16 protein-coding genes are annotated in these 16282 nt (G+C 66.5%); 5 read left to right on the top strand and 11 right to left on the bottom strand.

Annotation, left to right across the window (positions count from 1 at the left end; translation table 11 throughout):
• Positions 1-3: 3 nt before the first annotated feature.
• Together ACIP0B_RS05085 and ACIP0B_RS05090 are read right to left on the bottom strand one after the other, a co-directional pair.
• Positions 4-483 carry a DUF934 domain-containing protein gene (locus tag ACIP0B_RS05085; protein ID WP_400830262.1) on the bottom strand — a complete coding sequence of 160 codons (480 nt, stop codon included), beginning with the start codon at positions 481-483 and terminating at the stop codon, positions 4-6.
• The gene (locus ACIP0B_RS05090; protein ID WP_400830263.1) at positions 480-2153 is read right to left on the bottom strand and encodes a nitrite/sulfite reductase; all 1674 of its coding nucleotides are present in this window, start codon (positions 2151-2153) and stop codon (positions 480-482) included. The genes ACIP0B_RS05085 and ACIP0B_RS05090 overlap by 4 nt, the downstream gene beginning before the upstream one ends.
• Before the next feature lie 319 nt (positions 2154-2472).
• On the opposite strand from ACIP0B_RS05090, the gene ccoN reads away from it, so the two are divergent.
• The 5 genes from ccoN (at position 2473) to ACIP0B_RS05115 (ending at position 7622) form a co-directional block, all read left to right on the top strand.
• A complete protein-coding gene (ccoN, locus tag ACIP0B_RS05095) occupies positions 2473-3900 on the top strand; it encodes a cytochrome-c oxidase, cbb3-type subunit I (RefSeq protein WP_217892270.1) in 1428 nt (475 codons plus the stop codon).
• Between the two features lie 14 nt (positions 3901-3914).
• Complete coding sequence (locus tag ACIP0B_RS05100) at positions 3915-4136, top strand: cbb3-type cytochrome c oxidase subunit 3 (protein WP_400830265.1); 222 nt, start codon at positions 3915-3917, stop codon at positions 4134-4136.
• A gap of 240 nt (positions 4137-4376) precedes the next feature.
• Positions 4377-5765, top strand: coding sequence for a hypothetical protein (locus ACIP0B_RS05105; RefSeq protein ID WP_400830266.1), 1389 nt, complete (start codon positions 4377-4379; stop codon positions 5763-5765).
• A gap of 51 nt (positions 5766-5816) precedes the next feature.
• Positions 5817-6791, top strand: coding sequence for a halovibrin HvnC (locus ACIP0B_RS05110; protein ID WP_400830267.1), 975 nt, complete (start codon positions 5817-5819; stop codon positions 6789-6791).
• Between the two features lie 138 nt (positions 6792-6929).
• Positions 6930-7622, top strand: a complete 693-nt coding sequence (locus tag ACIP0B_RS05115; RefSeq protein ID WP_400830269.1) for an aspartate/glutamate racemase family protein — start codon at positions 6930-6932, stop codon at positions 7620-7622.
• Between the two features lies 1 nt (position 7623).
• Here the strand turns inward: ACIP0B_RS05115 and ACIP0B_RS05120 are convergent, their stop codons facing one another.
• From ACIP0B_RS05120 to ACIP0B_RS05160, 9 genes are all read right to left on the bottom strand, one after another.
• Positions 7624-8136: a GNAT family N-acetyltransferase gene (locus ACIP0B_RS05120; protein WP_400830270.1), complete on the bottom strand. Its 513-nt coding sequence runs from the start codon at positions 8134-8136 to the stop codon at positions 7624-7626.
• A gap of 188 nt (positions 8137-8324) precedes the next feature.
• Positions 8325-9302 carry a LysR family transcriptional regulator gene (locus tag ACIP0B_RS05125; protein ID WP_400830271.1) on the bottom strand — a complete coding sequence of 326 codons (978 nt, stop codon included), beginning with the start codon at positions 9300-9302 and terminating at the stop codon, positions 8325-8327.
• Between the two features lie 213 nt (positions 9303-9515).
• The gene (locus tag ACIP0B_RS05130; protein WP_400830273.1) at positions 9516-10463 is read right to left on the bottom strand and encodes a peptidylprolyl isomerase; all 948 of its coding nucleotides are present in this window, start codon (positions 10461-10463) and stop codon (positions 9516-9518) included.
• Complete coding sequence (locus ACIP0B_RS05135; protein ID WP_400830274.1) at positions 10460-10930, bottom strand: YbjN domain-containing protein; 471 nt, start codon at positions 10928-10930, stop codon at positions 10460-10462. The genes ACIP0B_RS05130 and ACIP0B_RS05135 overlap by 4 nt, the downstream gene beginning before the upstream one ends.
• Positions 10931-10948: 18 nt before the next feature.
• Positions 10949-11578 carry a DNA repair protein gene (locus ACIP0B_RS05140; RefSeq protein WP_400830276.1) on the bottom strand — a complete coding sequence of 210 codons (630 nt, stop codon included), beginning with the start codon at positions 11576-11578 and terminating at the stop codon, positions 10949-10951.
• Between the two features lie 17 nt (positions 11579-11595).
• Positions 11596-13293 carry a putative porin gene (locus ACIP0B_RS05145; protein ID WP_400830277.1) on the bottom strand — a complete coding sequence of 566 codons (1698 nt, stop codon included), beginning with the start codon at positions 13291-13293 and terminating at the stop codon, positions 11596-11598.
• Between the two features lie 39 nt (positions 13294-13332).
• Positions 13333-14040, bottom strand: coding sequence for a TonB C-terminal domain-containing protein (locus tag ACIP0B_RS05150; protein ID WP_400830278.1), 708 nt, complete (start codon positions 14038-14040; stop codon positions 13333-13335).
• 3 nt (positions 14041-14043) lie between these two features.
• Positions 14044-14469: an ExbD/TolR family protein gene (locus tag ACIP0B_RS05155; RefSeq protein ID WP_400830280.1), complete on the bottom strand. Its 426-nt coding sequence runs from the start codon at positions 14467-14469 to the stop codon at positions 14044-14046.
• A gap of 11 nt (positions 14470-14480) precedes the next feature.
• Positions 14481-16280: a DUF2341 domain-containing protein gene (locus ACIP0B_RS05160; RefSeq protein ID WP_400830281.1), complete on the bottom strand. Its 1800-nt coding sequence runs from the start codon at positions 16278-16280 to the stop codon at positions 14481-14483.
• Positions 16281-16282: the final 2 nt, after the last annotated feature.

Raw genomic sequence — 16282 nt, forward strand, 5'->3', positions numbered from 1 at the left:
TCCTCAGCGCCGCCGGAACAGCGGCCGCGGTTCGATCGCCGAGCGGCCGTACTGCACGCTCATCCCGGCCAGGCCCTTGAGCGCGTCTTCGGCGGACTTGTCCTCGCGCACGGCGAAGCTGTCGAAGCCGCACTGGCGCATGTGGCTGAGCTGGTCACGCAGCACGTCGCCGATGGCCCGCAGTTCGCCGACCCAGCCGAAGCGGCTGCGCAGCAGGTAGGCCTGGCTGTAGGCGCGGCCGTCGCGAAAGCTCGGGAAGTCGAGGGCGATCAGCGGCAGCGAGGCCAGCCACGGGACGAGGCTTTCGACCTCGTCGTCCGGGCCCAGCCACACCGCGTGGGTGGAGGGCGATTCCAGCCAGTGGGCCAGCGGCAGGATCAGCAACCCCGCCGGCCGTGTGCCTGCGGGCTCGCGCACGAGTGTCCACGGGTCGTCCGCCACGATCCGCGCCCCGCCCTCCTCCAGCCGCAACAGATTGTTCATGCCGTCGCCTCCAGCGCCTTGGGGTAGACCCGCTCCTTGAACGGTTCCAGGCCGATCCTCGCCAGCGTATCGACGAACAGCTCCTCGCTTTCGCGGTAGCGCACGAAGGTGGCGATGATCCGCTCGATCACCTGCGGCACTTCGGCGGCGCTGAACGCAGGCCCGATGACCTTGCCCAGCGCGCTGTGCTTGCCCTGGGCGCCGCCGAGGGTGATCTGGTACCACTCGCTGCCGTTCTTATCGACGCCCAGAATCCCGATGTTGCCGATGTGGTGGTGGCCGCAGGCATTCATGCAGCCGGAGATGTTCAGGCTGATGTCGCCCAGGTCGTGCAGGTAGTCGAGGTCTTCGAAGCGGGCCTGGATCGCCTGGGCCACCGGGATCGACTTGGCGTTGGCCAGCGCGCAGAAATCGCCGCCGGGGCAGGCGATGATGTCGGTGAGCAAGCCGACGTTGGCGCTGCCCAGCCCCCGCTCCCGCGCTTCGAGCCACAGGGCGTGCAGCGCGAATTTGGGCACGTCCGGCAGGACGACGTTCTGCTCGTGGGCGATGCGGATCTCACCGAAGCCGAAACGCTCGGACCAATCGGCCACCGCCAGCATCTGCTGGCCGGTGACGTCCCCCGGCGCGGCGGCCGCGCCCGGCTTGGTCGACAGCACCACGCTGGCGTAGCCCGGCACCTTGTGCGGCTGCACGTTGCGCGCGACCCAACGGGCGAACGCCGGGCTCTCGGCCAAATGCGTGCCGAAGTCCAGGTCGGTGCCGGCCAGCGTGCGATAGGTCGGCGGCACGAAGGCACTGGCGACCCTCTGGTACTCGGCGTCGGTCAGTTGCGCCGGGCCGTCCTTGAGGTGCTGCCATTCCGCTTCGACCTCTTTGGCGAACGCCTCGATGCCCAGGGCCTTGACCAGGATCTTGATCCGCGCCTTGTATTTGTTGTCGCGCCGGCCGTGGCGGTTGTAGACCCGCAGCACCGCCTCGACATAGGACAGCAGGTGCTGCCACGGCAAGCCGTCGCGGATCTGCAGGCCCAGGATCGGCGTGCGCCCCAACCCGCCGCCGACGATCACCCGCAGCAGCATCTGGCCGTCCCGGCCGGGGTAAAGGTACAGGCCGATGTCGTGCATCATGATCGCGGCGCGATCCTGCCTGGCCGAGCAGATGGCGATCTTGAACTTGCGCGGCAGGAACAGGAACTCCGGGTTGATCGTCGACCATTGCCGCAGGATCTCGGCCAGCGGGCGCGGATCGATCAGCTCGTCCGCCGCCACCCCGGCGAAGGCTTCGGTGGTGATGTTGCGCACGCAGTTGCCGGAGGTCTGGATCGCGTGCATGTTGACCTGCGCCAGGCGTTCGAGGATGTCCGGCACTTCCTCCAGCCGGATCCAGTTGAACTGCATGTTCTGCCGGGTGGTGAAGTGGCCGTAGCCCCGGTCGTAGTCGCTGGCGATGCCGGCCAGGGTGCGCATCTGCCTGGCGCTCAAGGTGCCGTAGGGGATCGCCACCCGCAGCATGTACGCGTGCTTTTGCAGGTACAGGCCGTTCTGCAGGCGCAGCGGCAGGAACTCCTCCTCGCTCAACTCGCCGGCCAGGAACCGCGCGACCTGGTCACGGAACTGCGCCACGCGCTCGAACACCAGCGCCCGGTCGTAATCGTCGTACTGATACATCGGCTACCTCATCAGGATTTTTCTGTGGGAGCGGGCTGGTTCGCGAATGCGGTGTGTCAGTTAACACACCGCATTCGCGAACCAGCCCGCTCCCACAAATTTTCAACGACTATGGCCGAACGGCGCAGGCCGTTACAGATTCACCTGAAACCATAAAAACCATATCAGAGCGCGGCAGATGGCCGCAGGAAGCCCTGAAATCTGATCCGCATAAATGAAAGATTCCTGAGCCTGTTTTGTTTTCGGCAGGGTTCCTACAGTGCAGCGCATGCCGGGCCGGGTGGTTCGGCAAGCCTTTGCAACCGTGGATGAATCGACCATGAGCACAGCAGCAACCGGACAGGCCTACAACTACAAGGTCGTCCGCCAATTTGTCATCGCAACCGTTTTCTGGGGTGTGGTCGGCATGGCGATGGGGGTATGGATCGCCTCGCAACTGGTTTGGCCCGACATGAACCTCGACCTGCCGTGGACCACGTTCGGTCGCCTGCGGCCCCTGCACACGAGCCTGGTGATCTTCGGCTTCGCCGGCAGCGCGCAGTTCGCCGCCAGCTACTACGCGGTGCAGCGCACCTGCCAGGTGCGGCTGTATTCGGACCGGCTCGCCGCGTTCACCTTCTGGGGCTGGCAGGCGGTGATCGTGATCATGCTCGTCACCCTGCCGATGGGCTACACCACCACCAAGGAGTACGCCGAGATCGAATTCTCCGGCGCGGTGTGGATGGCCGTGGTCTGGGTGGCCTACGGCGTGGTGTTCTTCACCACCGTGGTGCGGCGCAAGACCAAGCACATCTACGTCGGCAACTGGTTCTTCGGCGCGTTCATCCTGGTGATCGCGATGCTGCACGTGGTCAACCACCTGTCGATCCCGGTGGACTGGTTCAAGTCCTACCCGGTGTACTCCGGCGCCACCGACGCCATGGTGCAGTGGTGGTACGGCCACAACGCGGTGGGCTTCTTCCTGACCACCGGGTTCCTGGGGATGATGTACTACTTCGTGCCCAAGCAGGTGAACCGGCCGGTGTATTCGTACCGGTTGTCGATCGTGCACTTCTGGGCGCTGATCACCCTGTACATCTGGGCAGGCCCCCACCACCTGCACTACACCGCCCTACCCGACTGGGCCCAGTCGCTGGGCATGGCGATGTCGCTGATCCTGCTGGCGCCGAGCTGGGGCGGCATGATAAACGGCATGATGACGCTGTCCGGGGCCTGGCATCAGCTGCGCACCGACCCGATCCTGCGGTTCCTGGTGCTGTCGCTGGCGTTCTACGGCATGTCGACCTTCGAAGGCCCGATGATGGCGATCAAGACCGTCAACGCCCTCTCCCACTACACCGACTGGACCATCGGCCACGTTCACGCCGGGGCGCTGGGCTGGGTGGCGATGATCACCTTCGGCGCGACCTACCACATGGTGCCCAAAGTGTTCGGCCGCGAACGCATGCACAGCACACCGCTGATCAACCTGCACTTCTGGCTGGCGACCATCGGCACCGTGCTCTACATCGCCTCGATGTGGGTCAACGGCATCACCCAGGGCCTGATGTGGCGCGCGATCAACGAGGACGGCACGCTCACCTACTCGTTCGTCGAAGCGCTGCAGGCCAGCCATCCGGGGTTCATCGTGCGCTTCGCCGGCGGGGTGTTCTTCCTCAGCGGCATGCTGCTGATGGCCTACAACGTGTGGCGCACCGTGCGGGTGGCGGACGTGGCGCTGGCCCACCGCGACGCGCAGATCGCCTAGGCAAGGAGCCGGCCATGTTCGAGATGTTGCTGAATGCATTGGGCGTGGTGTTTCTGTGGCTGTCGGTGGAGTACTGCCTGCGCCACGAAACCGCCCAAAGCCTCGACGACGCCAGCCTCACCCCGTTCGCCGACGACCCGGAAGTGGCGCAACGGGTCGAGCAGGCCACCGGCAAGACCGTGAAGGCCGTGGCACCGGAGGAGGCCAAGCCGGGCTGGGTCAACATGGACATGTGACCCTGTGGGAGCGAGCCTGCCCGCGATGAAGCCGGCATCGGCATCGGTCCGTCAGACAGATCGCCGTCGCCGGCAGGCGGGCTCCCACTTCTTTGCACAGATCCGGAAAACGACCGACGGCGGTCTTTTCTGCGTATTTCGAGCGGGCACCTGTCAGATCTGACAGGTGCCCGACTGCGCCTGAGGGTGTTTGATATCGCTGACTCGTCAACGCGATATCGGCACGACAGGAGCGCGACCATGAACACGCCGAACAACGACAATCAACTGTTGGCCATCAACCGCCCCGCCATTCCCGGCCTGACGGTTCCGGTGATTCATCCTGAGGCCCCCGACGGCGGCATTGCGCTGTCGCTCATCAGCGACGGCACGCTCCGTGTGTCGTGCGACCCCTGGCTGAACATGACACCGCTCGACTTCGCCGAGCTGCTGCTCAATGAATCGGCCACCGCCGCCGTCAGCAAGACCATTCAGACGGGTGAAGAAAACCTGCGCTTCGACCTGAACCTGCCGGCCGCTCTCCTGCGCAACGGGATCAACCGCCTGCGCCTGCGGGTCACCCGCATCAGCCAACCCGTCCCCGAAACCTCGCAAGCGCTGGTGGCGCTCTTCCACACCCCGCGCCCCGGCGGCGAGGTCGCGGGCACGGGCAACAACCCGAACCTGCTCATGACCCTGCCGGCGGATGTCATCGCCAACGGCGTGGATGCCGCGCGCGCGGCGCAAGGGGTGGCCGTCACCCTGCGCTACATCCACCTGCGCGAACGCGATGTCATCACCCTGAGCGCCGACAGCCGTGAGACGACCCACACCGTGACCGCCGCCCAAGCGGCGGCCGGCAGCGTGGTGATCACCCTGTTCGCCGAAGCGTTCTGGCAGGACAACCCCAGGTTCCAGCTCAAGTACCGTGTGACCGACCAGATCGGCAACACCTCGGGCCCCTTGGCGGTCTGGTCCGCGACCACCGAGATCGACGTGCACGTCCGCACACCGGCACTGGACCTCAAGCCGCCGAAAGTGCTGGAGGCCAAGGACGCCAACGGAACCGTGCTGAATTTCGCACGCGACTTCTACGAGGCCCCGCACGCCACGGTCGAGGTGAACTACACCGGCTCGGCGCCGGGGCAGACCGTGAAGGTGTATTGGGTGGGGCGCAACTCGACCTACGGCAGCGGAGTCCAGACCGTCACCGCCGCAGGCCAGACCCTGACCTTCCGGGTGCCCCGCACGGAAGTGGTCGACTGCATCGCCAGCGGCGCGGAAGTCTCCTATACCGTGCGGCTGCCGGGCACCCAGCAAGACATTCCGTCGAGAAACCTGCACATCAACGTCACCGCACAAAAGCACCTGCTGCGCGAGCCGACCCTCAACGCCGACAAGACGAACCTGCGCGCCTACTACCCCGCCCTGGAGGCGCCCTACTCGGTGCGCATTTCCCTGACGGTGGGCACCACCCGCTACGACAGCAGCGAGTTCGACATCACCCGGCCCGACTACACCGACGTCGCCGTGCCGCCGGCCTGGATCAGCAACAACCGGGGCAAGGCCGGCCTGTTCAACTACACCCTGCACCGGGTCGGCACTGGCGAGCCGATCATCTTTTCCTGGTATCTGCGGGTGACGATCTAGCGACGCGCCAGACGGAACACAAAAGTGCCCAACCGGATTAAAGAGCAAATCATGCGCAAAGCCATCGGAATGTTCTTGTTCGTCCTGCTGGCCGGTTGCTCGCAAGTCGCGACGCAACCGCCGGCGACCTTCAGCGTCAACACCGGCGGCAGCCAGGTGCTGGACGGTCCGGCCATCGCCACGCAGTTGAACACGCTCTACAGCCGCAAATTCCCCAACTGCAACAAGTCCGACTCGCAGCCGGCGTTCCTCTGCTCGGGGGTGACGTTGCGGGTGACGGTCAAGGATCCCAACAATCAGTACAAGGTCTGGGATCCGAGCCCTACGTCGGTGAGGAGCGGGGGGGTGTCGTTTTCCTATCTGCGGGCAGATGCCAACTTCGGCCGGCTGGCCTGGGGAAACAATAACGGATACATCGTTTATCCGATCTTCGAAGCACCCGCCGATAAATATGACCTGAATTACCTCTGCTCTTATCCTTACGACGCGTGGACGTGGAGCCGGTCTTCGACCTCCGTCTGCGTTGCCCACCCCAGCTATCCTCAACAAAGCCAGCTCTGTCAGGACGCCGGCGTGACCACGGCAGAACAGTGGTACGCCGTTTGGACAATCCCCGGGGGCACCCCCAACCAGCGTCAGTGCGGTTTCGACATTTCGGACGATCGCAATCAGTTGGCCGGGCCTGCCTTCTATCAGTCGGTGCGGGCCAGGGCGCTCGCCGGGGTGTCCGGGGTCAACGAACACAGTGAGATCCTGATCAGGACCTGGTGCGATCCGCTGTCGGCGGACCCTGCCAAGTCGTGCGCCCAGAGCTTCCCGCCGAACAAGTTCCCGCTCATGGCTTTCTTCTACATCTACGGCGGCACCAACGCCGGGCTGGCCGAAGCCCAGTACAACCAAAGGGACTACTACAACTCGACCGATCCGAAGATCCTCGTGCCGATCATCCGGCTGACGCCGCCCTCCACGCCGGGCGTCGACTCATCGTTTTCCTATGATGCGGCCGACCAGGCAGTGACCCCGTGAGCACGGCGCACGCCACTGCACAACACTTTGCAACTGAATGAGCGCTACAGTTGATTTGCGCTGGCGTCCGCCGCCGAACCACCGGAAACTCCCCTCAGGCCTGGCGTGTCCGCACAGGCCACAGCCTGAGGACATCCAATGCGCACCATCGGCCTGATCGGCGGCATGAGCTGGGAATCCAGCGCCGAATACTATCGCCTCATCAACCAGCAAGTCCGTGACCGGCTCGGGCCGTTGCGTTCGGCGCAGCTGCTGATGCACAGCGTGGATTTCGGCCCGGTCGAACAGGCCCAGCACGCCGGGCGCTGGGACGACGCGGCGGCGATCCTGGTGGATGCCGCACGACGGCTGGAGGCCGGCGGCGCCGAATGCGTGGTGCTGTGCACCAACACCATGCACAAGGTGGCCGAGCCGATCCAGGCGGCCATCGGCATTCCCTTCCTGCACATCGCCGAACCCGCCGCCCACGCGGCCCTGGAGATCGGCGCCAACACCGTCGGCCTGCTCGGCACGGCGTTCACCATGGAGCAGGACTTCCTCAAGCAGCGGCTGCATGCCCAAGGCCTGAACGTGCTGGTGCCGGACGAGGCCGAACGCCGTGCGGTGCACCGGATCATCTACGACGAACTGTGCGTCGGTGTGATCAGCGAAACGTCGCGGCAGACCTATCAGCGGGTGATCGAGTCCCTGCACGCCCGGGGCGCCCAGGCGATCATCCTCGGCTGCACGGAAATCGGCCTGCTGATCAAGCCCGAGCACAGCGCCCTGCCCCTGCTCGACACCACCGCGCTGCATGCGCAGGCGGCGGTGGCGTTCGCCCTGGACGACTGAGTCACGCCTTGGGGCGCAGGCGGGCCATGCTCAGGGTGTCGACCCACTGCCCGTCGCGCACGGCGTAGTCGCGGAACAGGCCTTCGGTCTCGAAGCCGAACTTGCGGTAGAGGCCGATGGCGGCTTCGTTGTCGGCGTACACGGTGAGCTCGACCCGGTGAAGGTTCATCCAATTGTCGGCGACGTCCAGCGCCGCCGCGAGCAGCCGGGAACCGACGCCCTTGCCCTGCCACGCCAAGGCGACGGCCATGCCGAAACTGGCGGCATGGCTGCGGCGCATCCGCGAGTACGCTTCAAGTCCCAGGTTGCCGATCACCGCGCCCTGATGCAGCGCCACCAACTTCACCGCCCGTTCGTTGTCCGCCAGCAACCGCTGGCGCCAAACCTCGCTGGACTGGAACGGCATCTGCAGCACCTGCCGGCCCACGGCCGGATCGTTGTAGAGCGCGGTGACGCCCTCAACATGGGATTCACTGAAGCGTTCGAGGTGGATGGCGACGTTGTCGTCAGGCATGGCGGATCCCTCCTGGATCGGTTGCGTGGCCGTCCACTCTAAACCGCCTCCACTGCCTGTGGCGAGGGAGCTTGCTCCCGCTCGGTGGCGAAGCCGCCGCACACGGTGAGGCAGGAAAAAGCGAGGGCCGCTTCGCAGCCCGGCGGGAGCAAGCTCCCTCGCCACAATTGATCTGATCCGGCATCAGGCTATTGGAACCACTCCTGCCGCTCGCTGAAGGTGTGCCGGATCAGTCCGGCCAGCGCCTGCACCTCGGCCGCTTCCTGCGACTCGGCATTCACCGCCAGCCAAACCTGCAACCGCATCGGCTCGTCGAACAGCCCCGGCAACGCCACCAGGCCACGGTCGAAACGGCCCATGTACATCGGCAGCAGACCGATGCAGGCGCTGCAGCGGATCATCTCCAGCATCAGCTCGTAGGACTGCATCTGCACCACCCCGGCCAGGCGTTGTTCGACGAGGTTGTTCCAGGGGCGGAAGCCGTCGATCTGACGGTCGTGGCGCCACTGCACCAGCATGAAGTCGGCCAGGTCGTCGAGGGTGTCCGGGCGCGCCGTCACCCGCGAATAGCGCTTGGCGATATGCGGCAGGTAGTCCAGGGACGCCAGGCGCTGCGGTTCGTCGGTGGCGAAGGTCGGGCCGGGATGGGGGCTGTCGCCGGGGGCCAGCCACAGCACCACGTCGGCGCTCACCGCCCGCAGCGCCAGTTCGCTGTCCACCGAGATGATCTCCAGGCGCACGCTGGCGTTGCGGCGCAGCAGCGCGATCAGGTCACGGCCGAGGATGTCGTGCAGGATCGACTCGGCCACGGCCAGGCGCACCAGCGGCTGCTCGACCACCGGCAGCTTCCGCTCGTGGGCCAGGGCGACCAACCGCGCCTGCAACTGCTGGCCTTCGCGGGTCAGGCTCAAGGCGCTGCCCTGGAAGCTGAACAGCGCGCATTGCAGTTGCTGCTCCAGCTGCGCCAGTTGCTTGCGCAGCAACGTCGAACGCACGTTGAGGCTGCGGGCCGCCTGCATGAAGCAACCGCAGCGTGCGCTCACCAGGAAGTATTGCGCCACGTCGCCGTCGATGGCGGCGGCCCGGGCCTGCCAGGGCTCGTCCTTGTCCTGCGGCCAGCGGTATTCGGGGCTGCCCTGTCGTCCTGCGGGTTCGGTGAATGACATCGATGACTCCCTGTCGATCTTTGTGTGTTTTGCGTTGGCTTGGCTGTGGCGAGGGAGCTTGCTCCCGCTGGGGTGCGCAGCACCCCCAAAAAAGGGTCTGATGCGCAGCGTCCCCCAAAATGGGTCTGTTGCGCAGCGTCCCCCCAAAAAGGGTCTGCTGCACAGCCCAGCGGGAGCAAGCTCCCTCGCTACAAGAGCCCTCCTGTCAGAGGTCTATGGGTTGCGTTCCAGCACCTTGTTGAGTTCAGCCCCGTCGATGCTCAGCGTCGCGGTGTTGAGCATGCCGTCCAGGTACGCCTGGGCGATCTGCTCCTGGCGCCGGGCGCGCAGGGCCTGGGTCAGTTGGTCACGCAGCTCGTCCAGGGTCGCGGTGCGGGCCGGCTGCAGTTCGGTGAGTTTGATCACGTGAAAGCCCGCCGCGCTCTGCACCGGCTCCGACACCGCGCCGACCCTCAGCCGCGCCACCGCGCCACGCACCTCCGGCACCAGTTGCTGCAACGGTTGCAAGCCGCTGTCGCCGCCCCGTTCGGCCGTGGTGCGGTCCTGCGAATACTGGCCGGCCAACGCGGCGAACTCCGCCGGCGCGGCCTGGGCCTTCTTGCTCAGCTCTAACGCCTGCTTGCGCACGGTTTCGAGGCTCTGAGGATCGCCCACGCCGAGGAAGATCTGGCTGACCCGGTACAGCGCCGGGGTCACCCAATCGACCTTGCCGGCCTCGTAGGCCTGCTGCAGTTCGGCGGCGCTCGGGTAGTCCGCCGGCACCTCGCTGACCGACCGCAAGTAGTCGCGGAAGACGATCTGTTCGGTGGCTGCGCGGGTCTGCCGGGCGACGTCGGGCCGCTGCGCCCAGCCCTGGGCGTCCGCCTGCTCCAGCACGGCCTTTTCGGCCAGCCGCGAACGGATCCAGCGCTCCAGCGCCTCGCGGTTGCCTTGCAGTTGTTCGCGGGACGCCGGCGGCAGGCTGGCCAACAGCGCCTGCACCTCCTGCGGCGACACCTGCTGATTGCCCAGGCGGGCCAGCGCAGGGCCCGCCTCGGCCTTCACCGACGGCGCCGGCTGCTGAGCGGCGACCGGGTCGCTGCCCGGCCGCACCGCCAACGCCACGGCCACCACCAGCAGCGCCACCGTCGCGGCGCCCATCACCATGGCAGGTTTTTTCACAGCACGGCTTCCTCTTGCGCGGCCGCTTCGGCGCTCACCGCCGGCGCGGCGGCCTGCTGGCTGAAATCACGCAGGTACACGATGAACTCCTGGAGCAGGCGATCCCACAGTTCCAGGTTGCCGCGCAGGTGCGCAGCGCTGACGCCCGCCGCCACCACCACGTCCATTTCCATCACCAGGAACTCACCCTGCAACGACAGCCTTGCGAAGCGGCGGGAGGCGTTCCACTGCTCGGCCACCCCGGCCGGCAACTCGCCCTGCACCCGCAGGGCGCAGCTGAAGGTGAAGTCCACGAAACCGCCCGCCTCCGGCGCCGGGTTGCCGAAACGCACCGCATAGCCGATGCCCTGGCTGGCGCTCAGCAACTGGACGATGCCGTTCTGTTCGGTCTGGTTGACCCGGTAGCCGGCGGCTTGCAGCACTTCGGTCAACGAGGCCGGGGTCACGTGGCTGATCAATTGAGTCATGGTCGCTTCCTTGTCAAATCACTGGGCGAGCGCCGCTTGCGGCGCATCGAAATGGGTCTTGTAGAGCTCGTCGCCGAAGCCCTGGGCCAGTTCGTCGAACTTGACCCGGGCGCTGCCCGCGAAGGGCTGGCGGATCTTCATCACCTCGGCCACGTCGATGTTTTCGTAGGCGGTGAGGATCTCCTTGGCGACGCCGTACATCTGCTGATTCTTGACCGAACATTGCTGCACTTGTGTGTCACGCTCGGCCAATTGCGCCTGAAGCTTAGACCGTTCCGCCTCTTTGGCACGGGCCATGGCCAGCAGCTCCTCATAGGCCTTCTTGAACTTGCCGACCTGCTCGTTGCTGGCGGCCACCTGGGCCTGGGCCTGGCTGTGCAGGCTCTGTTGCTGGCCGGCCAACTGCTCGGCGACGCCCTTGGCCTTGGCCAGTTCGGCGGTCAATTGCTTGATCTGCGCCTGCGCGGCCTTGGCCTCGTTCTGCGCCGCCGACTGCGCGGCGCTGGCCTGGGCCTGCTGGCTCTGCAGGGCCTGCAATTGCTGGGTGGTGCTGCGCAACTGGGTGCGCAGGCGCTCCTCCATGCCTTCGGCGCTCGCGCCGGTGGCGACCAACAGGCCCAGACCGAGCCACAGAAAACGCGTGTCCATTACCCTCTCCCGGCGCCTCAGAAGCGCGTGTTGATCTCAAGCTGCATGACGTCGATGTCGAACGGCGCGCCGTACACCGCCTCGGTGCTCATCCAGCGGCCGGTGGCGTAGACGTTCTTGGCCAGCCCGTAGTTGCCGCCCAGGATGTAGCCCTTGGCGTTGGTGCCGCCCAGGTGGAACGAGGAATCGTTGAAGCCGTCCGGCAAGGCGTCCGGCTGGATGTACTTGTAGCCGGCGAACAGGTTCCAGTCGCCCTGCTTCCTCAGCTCCAGCGCGTTGCCGAGGGTGAACTGCACCATCCAGGCGTTGGCGCCGCTCTTGATCTCGCCGTCGCTGCCCAGGTTGTTGACGATCTGCCCGGCCGAACGCTTGCGCATGTCGCCTTCGTCGTAGCCCAGGTTGTGGATGTAGTTGCCTTGGCCGCGCAGCTTGAAGTCCTGCGGCAGGTCCGCATCCCACACCAGGTTCAGGTCCAGCAGGTTGAACTCCGACGCCAGGCCGACGAACTGCGGCTGCGGCGTGGTCGCCGGGTTGAGCGGGTTCGGCGTGATGTCGCGCAGCAGGAACACACTGTTGCCCTTCTGCATGAACGCGGCGCGGGTGCCGTCGCTGTCGCAGCCCGGCTCCCCGGCCCAGGGCCGGCAGGGGCTGGAGCGCTGGCCTTCGATGTCGTCGAAGCGGTAGTACGCCAACGCGCCCTTGAGCCGGTTGTCGCTGTTGATCGCCCACTTGGCGCCGATCTGCGCGCCGTACAGCCATTTGTTGTCGCTTTCTTCCTTGTCGAAGCCGTTGCTGGTGGTGGTGTCGTTGGTGTAGTCCACCGGGAACGCGCCGACGGTGCCGAACACGCCCCAGTCGCGGCTGAGCTTGCGGTCGAAGATCGCCGCCACGCCGTCGAAGTTCAGGTCGTTGGAGTACAGCATGTCGGTGGACATGAACGGGTTGGCGAAGCGCCCGCCGGTCAGGGTCAGCTCATCCGACGGCTTCCAGGTCAGGTAGCCCTGATCGAGCCAGATGTCTTTCTTGGCGAAGCCGCCGCCCAGGTTCTGGGTGGTGGACACCGGGTTGTTGTCCGAACCGGTGCCGATGCGCACGCCGGCGGTCCACTGCGGCGCGATTTCCGCCTTCATCCCCAAGCGGGCGCGCAGGCGGAACAGGTTCTCGCGGTCTTCGCGGGTGTTGAGCAACGGCGGCAGGTTGGTGCTGCTGTTGGGGTTCACGTCGTACGGGCCGTTGTTGTTGAGCTTGGCGAAGTCGACGATCTCGTTGCTGTTGCTGCCCGAGTAGTAGCGCGACTCGTCGCGCAGGCGGATGTCGCCGTCGAAACTGATGCGCGCGACCCACTCCGGAAAGGTGTTGGGCTGGGCCCAGTTCTCTTGCTTGGCGGTGGCCATGACCTCGGCCTTGACCTGATCGCGGATCTGGTCGCGCACCGCCGCCGGCACGTACTGCACCCGCACGTCCCCCGGCGCTGCGACCGGGCCCGCCGCCACGGCGGTCGAGGCGGCGGCCTGCTTCGCCTGGGTGGCCTCGTTCTGGGCCTGGGCGATCAGGGCGTCGGCCTTGTCCTGCTTGAGCACGCCCTGCTCGACCAGCAGGCGGATCAGGTTGATCGTGGCGTTCTCCGAAGGCGCGGGCGCTGCCGCGGCCTGACCGACCAGGGTCGCGACGACCATGCCGACCGCCAGGGACAACCGGTTCACGTGGGAAATCATCTGCACACAACTCCTTTTGGCAAATCTTGAGAAATTCGGTCAGCCCGGACGCCGCCCCTGCAGGGACAGGCGCACAGGCAATGTGATGGAGGCCGGCGGCCGTTCGCTCAGGGCCGGCGCGGCACGCAACGCCGCCAGCACCTGGGCGTCGATGTCGGGTTTGCCGCTGGACCGGGTCAGTTCCACCCGGGTGATCTCCCCGGCGCCGCTGAGCCACACATCGGCCTGCAGCGAAAACGCCAGGTTGCGCAGGTCGGGGTTCTCGCGCAGCAGCTTCTGGAAGGTGAACGCCAGGAACTGGCTGTACGTGCCGTTGCCCAGGCGACCGCCGCCGGCCCCGGCCATGCCGCCGCCCTTGCCCGCGCCGATGTTGAAGGCGTCGCCGCCGGCCTGGGCGTCGCCGTCGATCTGCATCGGGTTGGCCAGGTCGTCCGCCGGCGATGGCGGCGCTTCCTCCTCGGGCTTGACCTCCTGGGGCTCGGGGGTCGGTTCCGGCTCGACGACTTTTTCCTCCACCGGGGTTTCCGGCTCCGGCGGTTTTTCCGGGGGCGGAGGCGGCGGTGGCGGCAGCGGAATGATCGTCGGCACCTTCGGCGCCTCGCGGCGCACGCCGCTCATGTCGTTGGCCCACTGCCACAGCAAGTAAGCCGCGAGCGCGCCGACGATCAGCCCGGCGCCCCACTTCACGTAGCGCAGCGGCGAGGCCTTCTTCACCGGCAGCGGCTCGATCGGGTTGTGTGCGGTCATGGCTCAGCCCTGGCTCGGTTTGCCGGTGACGAGACCGACCTGGGACAGTTCGAGCCGGCGCAGCAGGTCCAGCACCTCGATGACTTTCTGGTACTGCACCGTGGCGTCGCCGCGCACGATCACCGGGAAGTCCGGGTTCTGCACCTTCTCGATGCGCAGGCGCTCCTCCAGCTCCGCCAGGGTCACCGGGTAGGCGTCGAGGAACACCTGGCCGCCGTCGTTGACCGAAATCGCCTTGGTCTTGGCCTCGGACAGCGACACCGCCGCGCTGGCCTTGGGCAGGTTGATCTGGATCCCGGACACCTGGGCGGTGGCGGTGAGGATGAACATCACCAGCACCACCATCAGCACGTCCACCAGCGGGGTGATGTTGATGCTGTCCACCGCTGCGTCTTCGTCATCGTCGTGGGAGGCATTTACGGACGCCATGTCAGTGCTCCTCAGGCCGGTACGGAGTGGTTGGCGTGATGGCCGCGCACGGGCGCCGCCTCGCTGGACTGGCCTTCGCCGTGCATCTCCGCCAGACGGGTGATGAACTCGTCGACGAACACGCGCATGTCGGCGCTGACTTCCTTGTTGCGGGTGATCAGCCGGTTGTAGCCGAACAGCGCCGGGATCGCGACGAACAGGCCCATGGCGGTGGCGAGCAGCGCGGCGGCCATGCCCGGTGCGATGGCGTTGATGTTGACGTCGCCGGCCATGGCCGTGCCGAGGAACACCACCATGATCCCCAGCACGGTGCCGAGCAGGCCGATGTACGGGCCGCCGGCGATGGCGTTGGACAGGGTCGAGAGCTTGGCGCTCAGGGTCTGGTTCTCACGGGTGCGCACGCCGTCCATGGAGCAGCGGATGGCCTCGATGGTGGCCGCCGACACCGACGAGGTATCGGCGCCCTGCTCGCGGCGGGTGCGGATCTCTTTGACGGCCACCAGGTACAGGCGCCACAGCGGCGAATGCTGCAGGCGCTGGGCGAGCTGGGTGTCGTCGGCGAACATTTCCAGGCGCGTGCCGACCTTGGCGAACTGCGCGCGGAAATCTTCGTTGGCGGCGGTGACGCGGCCCAAGGTGCGGTTCTTGCGGATCATGATGATCCACGACTGGAACATCATCAGCACCAGCACCGCGATGATCACCCAGGCGTCCGCCGGCACCGCGTTGAGCAAAAAGCCCAGGCTGCCGAAACCGAAGCCGGACTGTTCTTCATCGACACCGTAGGCGACCAGTTTCGACTCGGCGCCCTGGGAGGTGGCGTCGGCCAGCAGCAGCGCCGCCGGACGGGCGACCTTGGACAGGCGCAGCTCGTCGATGGCGCCGGCGAACGGCTGGTACGGACCGGCGGCAAGGTCAGCGCCGACCGCCATGACCGAATTGAACGCCGGCATCGCTTGGGCCAGCGCGACGCTTTCGCGGCCGTTGACGTACAGCGCGGTCTTGCTGCCCTCGGCGGTCAACGCCAGGTGCTGCCATTGGCCAGGGTTCAGCGGTTGGCCGGCGACGGCGCGCTGGCCGTCGATCTCCACGAACGGCACGCCCTGATTGACGCCCACCAGCAGGCTGGCGGCGCCTTCGCGGCGGGCCAGGATCAACTGCTCGCCGTTGGCCTGGTCCAGCCGCAGCCAGGCGCTGAAGGTGAACGCGCTGCCGGCGCTGTGCTGCAGCGACGGGCTGGCCGGCAGCAGCAGCGGCTGGCCGCTGAACTGCAAGGCGCGCCCCACCACGCCGTCGATGCTCGCGCCGGTGGCGCTCTGGGCGGTGTTGCCGTAGGCGGTGGTGTCCTTGGCCGGCGTGCCGGTGGCGCCGTCGAAGTGATAGAGCGCGGTGTAGTTCGGATCGAACGTCAGCTGGCCGTTGCCGGTGGCCGGGGCCTTCGGGTTGCCGTAGTACATCCAGATGTCCTGGCGTTGGCCACCCTCGACGTTCGGCACATCGACCCAGACCAGCGCCATGCCCATCAGCGCATCGAAGCTTTCGATCTGGTGGTTGAGCACGGTCTTGTCGTCGGCGGCGACGAAACGCAGATCCGAGCCGTCCTCCTTCACGCCGTCGAAGGTGAAGTTGCCGGTGTGCAGGCGCACCAGCAGCGCCGTGCGGCCCAGGGCCTGCTGGATGCCCGCGCCCTGGGGCGTGGTGTCCACGGCGATCTGCTTGCGGTAGTGCCAATCGTCCTGCCACCAGGCCTGGGCCGTGGCCGGGAGCACGAAGCCCAGGCAGATCAACAACGATAGGAAAAGGCGCTGCATGG

Origin of the sequence: Pseudomonas sp. NPDC089534, assembly GCF_044749305.1 — a bacterium.
GTDB classification, from domain to species: Bacteria; Pseudomonadota; Gammaproteobacteria; order Pseudomonadales; family Pseudomonadaceae; genus Aquipseudomonas; species Aquipseudomonas ekonensis.